This window comes from Microbacterium sp. NPDC089320 (genome assembly GCF_040684875.1).
Lineage (GTDB): Bacteria > Actinomycetota > Actinomycetes > Actinomycetales > Microbacteriaceae > Microbacterium.
In genome coordinates, this window is the sequence record NZ_JBFBGY010000002.1 from 189432 (window position 1) to 201541 (window position 12110).

At 68.3% G+C, this 12110-nt stretch carries 10 protein-coding genes; 4 read left to right on the plus strand and 6 right to left on the minus strand.

Annotated features, from left to right (window positions below):
* Positions 1-156 precede the first annotated feature (156 nt).
* A complete protein-coding gene (gene glnA / locus AB0N61_RS05450; RefSeq protein WP_167943153.1) occupies positions 157-1581 on the minus strand; it encodes a type I glutamate--ammonia ligase in 1425 nt (474 codons plus the stop codon).
* A gap of 160 nt (positions 1582-1741) precedes the next feature.
* On the opposite strand from glnA, the gene AB0N61_RS05455 reads away from it, so the two are divergent.
* On the plus strand, positions 1742-2128 hold the full coding sequence (locus AB0N61_RS05455; RefSeq protein WP_167945136.1) for an RDD family protein: 387 nt from the start codon (positions 1742-1744) through the stop codon (positions 2126-2128).
* A gap of 6 nt (positions 2129-2134) precedes the next feature.
* Here AB0N61_RS05455 and AB0N61_RS05460 read toward each other — a convergent pair whose 3' ends face one another.
* Positions 2135-2614 carry an ATP-dependent zinc protease gene (locus tag AB0N61_RS05460; protein WP_363362316.1) on the minus strand — a complete coding sequence of 160 codons (480 nt, stop codon included), beginning with the start codon at positions 2612-2614 and terminating at the stop codon, positions 2135-2137.
* Positions 2615-2640: 26 nt separating this feature from the next.
* Here AB0N61_RS05460 and AB0N61_RS05465 point away from each other — a divergent pair, with 26 nt between their 5' ends.
* Positions 2641-3828: a RimK family alpha-L-glutamate ligase gene (locus AB0N61_RS05465; RefSeq protein WP_053096274.1), complete on the plus strand. Its 1188-nt coding sequence runs from the start codon at positions 2641-2643 to the stop codon at positions 3826-3828.
* A gap of 62 nt (positions 3829-3890) precedes the next feature.
* Here the strand turns inward: AB0N61_RS05465 and AB0N61_RS05470 are convergent, their stop codons facing one another.
* Positions 3891-4601, minus strand: a complete 711-nt coding sequence (locus tag AB0N61_RS05470) for a DUF4191 family protein (protein ID WP_167945138.1) — start codon at positions 4599-4601, stop codon at positions 3891-3893.
* Between the two features lie 161 nt (positions 4602-4762).
* Here AB0N61_RS05470 and AB0N61_RS05475 point away from each other — a divergent pair, with 161 nt between their 5' ends.
* The gene (locus tag AB0N61_RS05475; RefSeq protein ID WP_363362319.1) at positions 4763-6283 is read left to right on the plus strand and encodes a hypothetical protein; all 1521 of its coding nucleotides are present in this window, start codon (positions 4763-4765) and stop codon (positions 6281-6283) included.
* A gap of 8 nt (positions 6284-6291) precedes the next feature.
* On the opposite strand, the gene sucB is transcribed toward AB0N61_RS05475, so the two are convergent.
* From sucB to AB0N61_RS05490, 3 genes are all read right to left on the minus strand, one after another.
* On the minus strand, positions 6292-8088 hold the full coding sequence (gene sucB, locus AB0N61_RS05480) for a 2-oxoglutarate dehydrogenase, E2 component, dihydrolipoamide succinyltransferase (RefSeq protein ID WP_363362320.1): 1797 nt from the start codon (positions 8086-8088) through the stop codon (positions 6292-6294).
* A gap of 67 nt (positions 8089-8155) precedes the next feature.
* On the minus strand, positions 8156-9529 hold the full coding sequence (gene lpdA / locus AB0N61_RS05485; protein WP_363362322.1) for a dihydrolipoyl dehydrogenase: 1374 nt from the start codon (positions 9527-9529) through the stop codon (positions 8156-8158).
* Positions 9530-9531: 2 nt separating this feature from the next.
* Positions 9532-11007 carry a leucyl aminopeptidase gene (locus AB0N61_RS05490; protein ID WP_363362324.1) on the minus strand — a complete coding sequence of 492 codons (1476 nt, stop codon included), beginning with the start codon at positions 11005-11007 and terminating at the stop codon, positions 9532-9534.
* Between the two features lie 103 nt (positions 11008-11110).
* Between AB0N61_RS05490 and AB0N61_RS05495 the strand changes: the two genes are divergently transcribed.
* Positions 11111-12052, plus strand: a complete 942-nt coding sequence (locus tag AB0N61_RS05495) for a PAC2 family protein (protein WP_363362326.1) — start codon at positions 11111-11113, stop codon at positions 12050-12052.
* The last annotated feature ends 58 nt before the right edge of the window (positions 12053-12110 follow it).

Consider the following 12110-nt stretch of genomic DNA (forward strand, 5'->3'; position numbering starts at 1 on the left):
GGACGCGTAGCCGGGGTGGGCTGACGCGGCTGGGGCGGGACCGAGAAGGACTCTACGCGAGACGCGGGAGAGCCCGCCAGGCCATGGCCTGACGGGCTCTCTGTGAGATTCTGCGGACTCCCTGCGGACCGACCCCCGGAATTCCGCGTTATCTGATCAGACGCCGAAGTACAGCTCGTACTCGAACGGGTGCGGGCGCTGAGCCATCGGCAGGATCTCGTTCTCGTACTTGTAGGAGATCCAGGTCTCGATGAGCTCCTCGGTGAAGACGCCGCCCTCGAGGAGGAACTGGTGGTCCTCCTTCAGCGCGTCAAGCGAGTCCAGCAGCGAGTTCGGGACCTGCGGGATGTTCTTGGCCTCCTCGGGGGGAAGCTCGTAGAGGTCCTTGTCGACCGGCTCGTGCGGCTCGATGCGGTTCTTGATGCCGTCGAGGCCGGCCATGAGCTGCGCCGCGAAGGCGAGGTACGGGTTGCCCGATGCATCCGGCGCGCGGAACTCGATGCGCTTGGCCTTGGGGTTGGAGCCCGTGATCGGGATGCGGATTGCTGCCGAGCGGTTACCGGCCGAGTAGACCAGGTTGACCGGAGCCTCGAAGCCCTTGACCAGACGGTGGTAGCTGTTCAGGGTCGGGTTGGTGAAGGCGAGCAGCGCCGGCGCGTGCGCCAGGATGCCACCGATGTACCAGCGAGCGATGTCGCTGAGCTGGCCGTAACCGGCCTCGTCGTAGAACAGCGGCTTGCCGTCGTTCCACAGCGACTGGTGCGTGTGCATTCCCGAGCCGTTGTCGCCGTAGAGCGGCTTCGGCATGAAGGTGGCGACCTTGCCCCACTCCTCGGCGGTGTTCTTGACGATGTACTTGAACTTCAGGATGTCGTCCGCCGAGTGCACCATGGTGTCGAAGCGGTAGTTGATCTCCTGCTGGCCGGCGGTGCCGACCTCGTGGTGCGAGCGCTCGAGGATGAACCCGGCCTCGATCAGCTTCAGGGTGATGTCGTCGCGCAGGTCGGCGGTCTTGTCGACCGGGCTGACCGGGAAGTAGCCGCCCTTGTACGGGGTCTTGTTGGCGAGGTTTCCGCCCTCCTCCTCGCGACCGGTGTTCCACGCGGCCTCCTCGGAGTCGACCTTGTAGAAGCTCTCGCCAGCGGTGACCGAGTAGCGCACGTCGTCGAAGATGTAGAACTCCGCCTCGGGGGCGAAGAACGCGGTGTCGGCGATGCCGGTCGAGGCGAGGTACTTCTCGGCCTTCTTGGCGACCTGGCGCGGGTCCTTCGAGTAGATCTCACCCGTGCGCGGGTTGTAGATGTCGAAGATCATCACGAGGGTGCTCGCCTCGCGGAAGGGGTCCATGTAGGCCGTGGTGACATCCGGGATGAGCTGCATGTCGGACTCGTGGATGCTCGCGAAGCCGCGGATCGAGGAGCCGTCGAACAGCTGTCCGTCGGTGAAGAAGTCCTCGTCGACCGTGGCCGCAGGGATGTTGAAGTGCTGCTGGACACCCGGGAGATCAGTGAATCGGATGTCAAGGAACTTGACGTCGTTCTCCTTGATGTAGCTCAGCACCTCGGACGAATCTTTGAACATGTACGACTCCTGTATCGCGGATCGATGGCTTCACGGCCATTGTGCACAGTACGTGCGGGGCGTTACTCCACGGTATCCGCTTTGTTTCCGGCATGTTACGCGCCGGTAGGCTGGATGTGTGACGGATGCTGTGAACACGTACCCCGGAGAACGACTCGGAATGCCGCAGACGGGGACGGGCAGCATCGCCCGTCCGGGGCGGCGGATCGGCGCTCTCCTGATCGACTACGTGGCTGCGACGATCATCGCCACGGGATTCCTCGGCTACGACCAGTTCGCACTGCCCGCCGAGGCCGGTCTCACGATGTTCGCACCGATGGCCGTCTTCGCCCTGTTGCAGATCCTGTTCATCCCGACGGCCGGCGGAAGCCCGGGGCACCGGATCCTCGGCATGCGGGTGGTGCGTCTGGACGGAGGCTGGGTGGGGCTCTGGCGACCGATCGTCCGCACGCTGCTGATCGTCATCGTGATCCCGGCGGTCATCTGGGACGCCGATCAGCGCGGTATCCACGACAAGGCGACGGGGCTCGTGCTCATCCGCGCCTGAGCGAGCTCACTCCTTGCCGCGGTTGCGCCGACGTGCTTCGCGGGGTGCGCGACCGCCGAGGAACGACCGCGCGGGGTCGATGACGTATCCCTGGCGCAGCGCCTCGCGTCCGATGAGCATCCGGAAGCCCATCTCATCCCTGTTGCTCAGGGTGACCTCGGCGAGCACCTCGCGGTCATGCAGACGGATCATCATCTCGACGACGAGCCGCTCCTGGGCATGGCCCGATGAGCTGCGCACCGCCCGTCGATCGTGCACGGGGGATTCGACGACCACAGCGTCCTCCCGGCTGTCCTGCCAGGGGTTCACGCGGAAGCGGACCCACGACACGCCGTCGCGCTCGAACTCGCGGATGTCGAATGCATGCAGCGAAGAGGTGCGCGCGCCCGTGTCGATCTTGGCCTTGAGCCAGTCGACCCCGAGATCGGGCAGGCTCACCCATTCTCGCCACCCGATAAGGGTGTTTGAATGGGATGACTTACTCACCCGACCATCCTGGCAGGAAATCCCACGTGAAGATCGCAGTGCTCTCCCGCGCGCCGCAGGCGTACTCCACCCAAAGGCTGCGCGCCGCTGCGCTCCAGCGAGGTCACAACGTCAAGGTGCTCAACACGCTGCGGTTCGCGATCGATCTCACGGCCGATGAGCCCGATCTGCACTATCGCGGTCGGCAGCTCAGCGACTACGACGCGATCCTGCCCCGCATCGGCAACTCCATCACGTATTTCGGAACCGCCGTGGTCCGCCAGTTCGAGCAGATGGACGTGTACACCCCGAACACGGCGAACGGGATCTCGAGCGCGCGAGACAAGCTCCGCGCGAACCAGATCCTCTCGCGTCACAACATCGCGATGCCGCCCACGGCCTTCGTGCGCAATCGCGCCGATGTGCGTCCGGCGATCGAGCGCGTCGGCGGCGCGCCGGTGGTCATCAAGCTCCTCGAGGGCACGCAGGGGATCGGCGTGATCCTCGCCCCGCAGGTCAAGGTGGCCGAGGCCATCATCGAGACGCTGCACTCGACCAAGCAGAACGTGCTCATCCAGAAGTTCATCTCGGAGAGCCGCGGACGCGACATCCGCGCCCTCGTGGTGGGCGACCGGGTGGTCGCCGCCATGCGCCGATCCGCAGCGGGCGACGAGTTCCGCTCGAACGTCCATCGCGGGGGTTCCGTCGAGGCCGTGGAGCTCGATCCGATCTACGAGCGCGCCGCTGTGCGCTCGGCTCAGATCATGGGACTTCGTGTGGCCGGCGTCGACATGCTCGAAGGTGACGACGGCCCGCTGGTCATGGAGGTGAACTCCTCGCCCGGACTGCAGGGCATCGAGACGGCCACGAAACTCGACGTCGCGGGCGCCATCATCGACTACATCGCCGGTCAGGTCGCATTCCCCGAGATCGACGTGCGACAGCGTCTGACGGTCTCGACGGGATATGGCGTCGCCGAGCTGATGGTGCACGGCGCCGTCGATCTCGTCGGCAAGACGCTCGGCGAGGCCGGCCTCTGGGAACGCGACATCACCGTGCTCACACTGCACCGTGGCGTCTCGGTCATCCCGAACCCTCGCAAGCACGTGGTCCTCGAGGCCGAGGATCGACTCTTCTGCTTCGGCAAGCTCGATGAGATGCGGTCCATGGTCCCGGAGCGTCGACGTCGCCGCGCGAAGGTGCGTCGCCTTCCGCGTCAGCCCCTGTCGGAGTGAACGACGAAGCGCGGCCGTCCTCTCGAAGAGGTGCGGCCGCGCTTCGGCGTATGCGGGTCAGATCAGCGCGGACGCTGCGCCCTGACCTTGGTCGGGTCGATCCCCTTCGGGATGGGCAGCGACGAGATCGACTGCGACACGGACTCGATGCGTCGGATGACGGCGCCCATGGTGGCCTTGTCGATGACCTTCGGAAGCTTCTTGATCGTCTTGGCGAGGTCGGCGATGGCGACATCATCGTCGCCGTGCCCGACGTAGAGCACCGTCACCGGCACGCCATGGGCGACACGGGCCGCCTTGCTGCGCTCATCGTTGACAAGACGCGTCAGGCGTCCGCGCGAGCCCTCTCCGACGACCACGACGCCGCCGCGGCCGACGGTGCGGTACACGGCGTCCTGAGTCTTCGGGTTGATGCCCACCGGGGTGTCCGACCCCTGCCAGTTGCGGCCGAGGCTCGTGCTGAGCACGTGGCCCGTGGCACCGGGCATGCCGTCGATCTTCTGGTACATCGCGGACGTCGAGAGGCGCGTCATCAGGAACATCGCGCCCAGCAGACCGAGCATCAGACCGGAGATGCCCCAGAGGATGAGGGTCCACACCTGGAACGGCGGGATGAGGTAGCCGACGATGAGGCCGAGGAGGACTCCGATGATCAGCAGCGCGATCTGGGCCCAGGGCAGCCAGGGGTAGATCTCCCTCGTGAACTTGAAGAGGGACTTGATCTGGGAGAAGAACCCCGGACGCTTCTCGGGCGCGGACGTGCGGTTTGCCATGTGCACAAGAATACCGACTCCGGGGTGCGCTGATGGCGTCGTTCGCGTCAGGCGGATCGCCAAGCCTTCTCTGCTCCTGCACATGCGGCCGATCCATCCGGTCGCGTCCACATCACGCGCTCAGGCCGACTCTGCCCTGTGTGATGCGCTGACATGGAGGAATGGCGGACACGGACACGGACGCGGATACGGACACGACGGCGGCAGGCGCGGCGCTGGTGCCTGGTGCGCATCGGTCGATCAGGAGGATCGACACGGGCGAGGGACCGTATGCGGGGACGCTGGTCACCCGGGGCGCGGCCGTGGCCGTTCGGGTGGATGCCGCGACGATCAGCGGGTGGGCAGGGTGGGAGCACGCCGGGGACGATCACGTCGCGGGGCCGCTCGACATCGTGCGGCGCTCAGACGGGCACGACGTGCTCCTGCCGTGGTGCACCGAGCGGGTCTCGTCGTTCCTCGGGCGACGCACAGCAGCCGGCGTCGAGCTCGCCTCCGGAGAGACGACCACGCTGGTGGCCAGCATCCTGCGCGGTCTGGGCGAGCTCGGACGCTCTCCAGGCGACGAACCCGCCGGCGAGTGGTGGCTCACGGGTGACGGGCGGCCGACATTCGTGATCGGACAGGGCGGTGCGGCACGGGCCGGTGCGGCCGACCTGGTGTCGCGGATGAGGGAAGACTGCGAGGATCGTGCGCTCAGTCGTCTGCTCGTCACGATCGACGACGGGCTGAAGGCCGACACGGCACGGCAGCGGGTGCCGGCGCGACAGCTCGAGCGCTGGGAGGCGCAGCTGTTCGAGACATCGGCGCCGAAACCGCTCAGACGCGACGTGCATGCTCCCGAACGTGCGCGCGACGCGGATGCCGCGGGGCGCGCAGTGATCGCGCGGCCGGACGCGCAGCGCCTTGTCAGGAGTCGAGCGGCGCTGCGCAGGGACAGCGACCGCGGGCGAGCGCATGCCTCTCGCATCCTCGGATCGATCGCCCGTCGCCTCGCCCGATGGCGCGCCGCGGTCGTCCCCGTGCTCGAGTTCCGCCGTCGCCGGGCCGCTGAGCGAGGAGCCGCGCACCGCGACGACAGGATGCGGCAGGGCGCCGCGGAGGATGCCCGCACTCCGGTGCGTCGTGGTCGGAGAACGATCGTCGCCGGGGCTGCCGCCGCGGTGGTGATCGCCGGTGGACTCCTCTGGCCGGGTGGCGCGACAGGGGAACCGGACGGCGGGAGTGCCACGTCGGTCCCGGAGAGCGCCAGGGGAGTGGAAGAGGCCGACCGCACGTCCGCCGGTCCGTCACCGGAGGCGGTGGCAACGGCGCCCGAGTCGACGCCGGCTTCGCCGCCGGAGGGGCCGACGCCGGATGGGCGCGAACCGGCGGATCCGGTGGAGGCGGCGAGGAGGCTGATCGACGCGATCGGGATCTGCGGAGAGAACGGCGACCCGGAATGCGGCGAGGCAGTCGCTCGCGGCTCAGTGGGTGCCGTGGATGCGCTGGTCAGCGCGGGCGAGGTTTCGCAGCTCGAGCTGGTGGATGAGTACGGGGATGTCGCCGTGATCCGGGCATCCTCGTCGGGAGGGGGAGGCGACGGTGCGACGACCGCCGGTGGGGAGCGGATGGTCGTACTCGTTCGGGTCGAAGAGAAATGGCTGGTCCGCGACGTGTACGACGTCGCGGACCAGCCAGGATGATGCGGTGGTCAGGCTCCGAGCTGAGCGGCGAACTGCGCCGACTCGAGGCGGGTCTTCACCGCACCGAGGAAGCGGGCGGCGTCGGCTCCGTCGATGATGCGGTGATCGTACGAGAGCGCGAGGTACACGTACGAGCGGACGGCGATGGCGTCCGCGCCGCCGACCTTGACGAGACCGGGGCGCTTGACGACGGTGCCGGTGCCCAGGATCGCCGACTGCGGCAGGAACACGACCGGGGTGTCGAACAGTGCGCCACGCGAACCCGTGTTGGTCAGCGTGAACGTGCCGCCGGCGAGCTCGTCCGGCTTGAGCTTGTTGTCCCGCGTGCGTGCCGCCAGGTCGGCGATCTCATGCGCGATCTCGGCGATGTTCTTCGACGCGGCGTCCCGCAGCACCGGAGTGAGCAGGCCGCGCTCGGTGTCCACGGCGATCGACACGTTCTCGGTCTCGGGGTAGACGATCTGCTCGCCGTCGACCGTGGCATTCACGATCGGGAAGGCGCGCAGCGCCTCTGCCGCAGCGAGGGCGAAGAACGGCAGGAACGACAGCTTGTCGCCCGTCTTCTCGAGGAACGACGCCTTGACGCTGTCGCGGTACTCCGCAAGAGCTGTCACGTCGACCTCGACGACGGTCGTGAGCTGCGCGGTCTGCTGCATCGACTCGACGGCACGCTTGGCCAGAACCTTGCGCAGGCGCGACATCGGCTGCGTGGTGCCTCGCAGCGGGGAGACCTCGAGCGGAGCCGGAGCGGCAGGAGCAGCGGCTGCGGCGGGTGCGGACGACGCGCTCTCTGCGGCCTTGAGCACGTCCTCCTTGCGGATGCGTCCGCCGACCCCGGTGCCGGTGACGGAGGCCAGATCCACGCCCTGCTGCGACGCCAGACGGCGCACGAGCGGCGTCACGTAGAAGTTGTCGCTCTCGGTGGGGAGGGACAGCTTCTGCTCGGCCGGAGCCGACGAGGCGGCCTGGGTGTCTGCAGCGCCGCCGGTGGCCTGCTCGGGAGCGGCCTGTGCGGGAGCCGCAACGGGCTGCTCGGCGGCCGGGCGGTCGGCAGGCTTGTCGACCGGCGCCTCGGACACGGAGTCCTTCGCCTCAGGAGCCTCGGCCGGGGTCGGCTGTGCCGCGGGGGCCTGTGCGGCCGGTGCGGGAGCTTCCGCTGCCGGGGCGGCCGGAGCGGCTCCGGACCCGACGCGAGCCAGGACGGCGCCCACCTCGACGGTCTCGTCCTCCGCAGCGACGATCTCCTGCAGCACGCCGGCGACAGGGGAGGGGATCTCGGTGTCGACCTTGTCGGTCGAGATCTCGAGCAGTGCCTCGTCCACCTCGACGGTGTCGCCGATCTGCTTGAGCCAGCGGGTGACGGTGCCTTCGGTCACGCTCTCGCCGAGTTCGGGGAGGACGATGTCCGTGGCGTCTCCTGCGGGAGCGACTGCCGGAGCGGCCTCAGCAGCGGGTTCGGCGGGCGCGGGCTCGGCGGGAGCCTCGGCCTGCGGCTCGGCAGCCTGAGGGGCCTCCTCTGCGGCGGGCACTGCGGCTGCCGGGGCGTCGTCGGCAGGAGCGGCGGAGCTGCCGTCGCCGATGCGCGCCAGCAGGGCGCCGACCTCGACGGTCTCGTCCTCGGCGACGAGGATCTCCTCGATCACACCGGTGACGGGCGAGGGGATCTCGGTGTCGACCTTGTCGGTCGAGATCTCCAGCAGGCCCTCATCCGCCTGAACGGTGTCTCCCACCTGCTTGAGCCAGCGGGTGACGGTACCCTCTGTGACGCTCTCGCCGAGAGGAGGGAGGACGACGGATGTGCTCATGACTGAGTCTCCTTCAGGAAGTTAAGTAACGCGTGTCTAGCTTAGTGAACTGTTCACCGGTTGGTGTTCAGAGGGCGTGCAGCGGCTTTCCGGCGAGGGCGAGGAAGGCTTCTCCGAGAGCCTCGCTCTGCGTGGGGTGCGCGTGGATCAGGGGGGCGATGTCCTCGGGGTGAGCCTCCCACGCGACGGCCAACTGGCCCTCGGTGATGAGCTCGCCCACTCGGTCGCCGAGAAGATGGACGCCGATGACCGGGCCGTCCTTGAGTCGGACGACCTTGACGAGCCCGGCCGTGCCGATGATCTCGCTCTTGCCGTTCCCGGCGAGGTTGTACTCGTACGAGACGACGGCGTCCGCGCCGTGTTCGGCGACGGCTGCCTCCTCCGTGACGCCGACGGAGGCCACCTCGGGGCTCGAGTAGGTGACCTTCGGGACTTGGATGTCCGGGACGTGGACGGGGGAGAGGCCCGCGATACGCTCCGCGACGGCGATGCCCTGCTGGAATCCGCGGTGCGCGAGCTGCAGACCCGGAGTGATGTCTCCGACGGCCCAGAGGCCAGGCACACCGGTGCGGAGCTCCTGATCGACGGTGACGAATCCGCGATCGAGCGTCACACCCGCCTCTTCGAAGCCGAGGTCGGCGGTGACCGGACCTCGTCCGACCGCCACGAGAAGGTAGTCGGCCGTGAACTCCTTGCCGTCCTCGAGCGTGACGGTGACGGCGCCGTCGTCCTGCGTGGCGCTCTGGAAGCGGATGCCGAGCGAGTACTGGATTCCCCGGCGACGGAAAGCCCGCTCCAGGCCCTTGCTCATCGCGATGTCCTCGTTGGGCACCAGATGCGGGAGCGCCTCGATGATGGTGACCTCGGCGCCGAACGAGCGCCAGACGCTGGCGAACTCCACGCCGATCACGCCGCCTCCGAGCACGAGCACGCGCTCGGGGATCACGTCGAGCGAGAGCGCCTGTTCGCTGGTGAGGATCCGTCCGCCGATCTCGAGGCCCGGAAGGGTTCGACTGTAGGAGCCGGTGGCGAGAACGACATCGGCGCCGACGTAGACGTCGTCTCCCACGCTCACCGAGCGATCGGCATTGAGGCGACCGGCCCCGGCGACGGTGGTGATGCCTCGTGCCTTCACCAGTCCCTCGAGACCCTTGTACTTCTTCGCGACGATCCCCTCGCGGTAGGCACGGACACCGGCGGGATCGATTCCCTCCAGCGTCGCGGAGATGCCGACATGGGCGGCGTCGCGCACGTGCTCCGCGACCTCCGCGGCGTGGAGGAGCGCCTTCGTCGGAATGCAGCCGCGGTGCAGGCAGGTGCCGCCGACCTTGTCCTTCTCGATGAGAGCGACGGACTTGCCGAGCTCGCTGGCGCGCAGCGCTGCAGCGTATCCGCCGCTGCCTCCGCCCAGGACGACGATGTCGAAGGTGTGTGTGGTCATGGTCATGCCTCCTTGTGGGATGCTTCGGCGAACGCGATGATCGATCGCACCATCGCTCCGGTGGGACCCTTGTCGGTGAAGCCGTAGGGCGCGCCGTTGTGCTCGCCTGACCCGGCGATGTCGAGATGCACCCAGGGGATGCGCGGGGCGTCCTTCTCGTCGGAGACCCGGCCGATGAAGCGGCGCAGGAAGAGGCCGGCGTACGAGGCTCCGCCCATGCGGTCGCTCATGTTGGCGTTCTGCATGTCGGCGATGGGGGAGTCCAGCGAGTCCTCCATGTAGGCCGGGAGCGGCATGTGCCACGCCAGCTCATCGGCGGCGTCCGCCGCCGCGAGGAACTCCGAGACGGCGTCGTCGTCTCCGAAGACGCCGGTGTGACGGTGGCCGAGCGCCATCACGATCGCGCCCGTGAGAGTCGCGACGTCGATGACGACGTCGGGGTTCTCGCGGCTGGCAGCCACCAGGCCGTCGGCCATGACCAGGCGTCCCTCGGCATCGGTGTTGGGAACCTCGACCGTCGTGCCGTCGAGGATGCGGATGACGTCTCCCGGACGCAGCGCGCGCCCCGACGGCATGTTGTCGGTGATGCAGAGCCAGGCGGTGACGTGGACGGGCAGGCCGAGCGTGGCGATCGCGCGCAGTGCCGCGACGCTCGTCGCGGCACCGGCCATGTCGAATTTCATCCCGACCATCGAGGCCGCCGGCTTGAGCGACAGCCCGCCGGTGTCGAAGGTGATGCCCTTGCCGACGAGTGCGATGTGGCGCACGGCGTTCGCGGGGGCGTAGTCGAGGCGCACGAGGCGCGGTGGCCGGTCGGAGCCCTGCGCGACGCCGAGGATGCCGCCGAAGCCCTGTTCGGCCAGGGACTCCTCATCGAGGATCTCCACCGACACGTCCGCCAGGCCGTCGACACTGTCCGCTGCGCTCTGGGCGAGCTGTGCGGGGCTCTGCCATTCAGCCGGCACGAACACGAGGTCCTTGACGAGCGCCACCGCCTCGCCGACCGCGATCGACCTCGACAGGGCGTCATCGTCGAGGTCGGCGTGCAGCACGACCGACGACGCGCGGGTCTTGCCCGACTCCTTGCGGTAGCCGTCGAATCGGTAGCCGCCGAGTACGGCGCCTTCGGCGGCAGCGGCCGCGAACTGCTCGAGACCGGGGGCCAATGCCACCGACACGGCCTCGAAGCCGGTCAGGGATCGAAGGGCCGCGCCCACCGCATTGCGCACCGACGACGCGTCCGGCTCGCGACCGACGCCGACGACCGCGAACGGCAGGGTCGTGACCTCGGGAGCATAGGCCCGACTGAACGCGGACGCCGAGCCCGTGAATCCGATCGCCTGCAGCGAGTCGGCGAGTCCGGGATAGCCGGTGAGCGACTCTGCGGAGTCCGAGATCTCGGGGATGACGAGCACTGCGGCGTCTGCAGCGCTTCCTGGGAACAGATCTGAGGTGCGCGAGAGCGCGGGAAGCGTCATACCTCCATCCTAGGAGGGTCGCGCGTCCGGTCGCCGAGCGGGTGTTCGCTCTCAGCTTGAAGGTCACCGCCCGGCCGTCCGACGCTGCTCGTAGCATTGACTCATGCCCTTCTCCGGAGAGATCCACGAACGTGTAGAGAACGCGCCGGTCGTGCCGCGCGGACTGCCCCTTGTCCTGCTTCTGACTGGCTTCACCGACGCGGGCAACGCGGTCTCCGGACTCATCGAGCACCTTCGTGAGACGACGTCTCCTGAGCCGATCGCCATCTTCGACAACGATGTGCTGCTGGATTACCGCGCCCGCCGCCCGGTCATCTCCTTCGATCAGGATCACCTGACCGAGTTCCGGCCCGCACGGCTGGAGCTCTCACTCGCCACCGACGCCCTCGGCCAGAAGTTCCTCCTTCTCGCCGGCTACGAGCCGGACTTCGCCTGGAACGAGTTCGCGCGCACCGTGCTCGAGCTCGCCGACGAATTCGAGGTGTCCGGCCTCAACTGGGTGCACTCGATCGCGATGCCGGTTCCGCACACCCGCCCCATCGGCACGACGGTGAGCGGCAACCGCCGTGAACTCGCGGTGGCTCACTCGGTGTGGCGACCCCGCACGCAGGTGCCCGCCACCGCAGGGCATCTTCTCGAGTTCCGCTTCGCCGAGCATGGCCAGCGCGTCGTCGGCTTCGTCCTGCTCGTGCCGCACTACCTCGCCGAGACCGAGAACCCCGACGCCGTGATCGCGGCGGCCGAGAAGCTGATGGCGGCGACGGGGCTCGTCATCCTGCTCGACGAGGTGCAGGAGCGGCGTGAGGACTACATCACGCGCGTCGACGACCAGGTGCTCGGCAACGACGAGCTGCAGCAGATGGTCCAGGGACTCGAGCGCCGCTACGACGCCTACATGGCGGGCCGCGATCCGGAGGACGGCTCCTATGACGAGGGCGGCTTCAACGAGCGGGACCTGCCGAGTGCCGACGAGCTCGCCGCAGAACTCGAGCGCTATCTCGCCTCTCGCCCGAGCGGCGACGAGGACAAACCGGGTCGCGGGTGACATCGAGGGCGCGAACTTGGGCGGATTGCACCCGCATGCCCACACGTGTGCGATACTA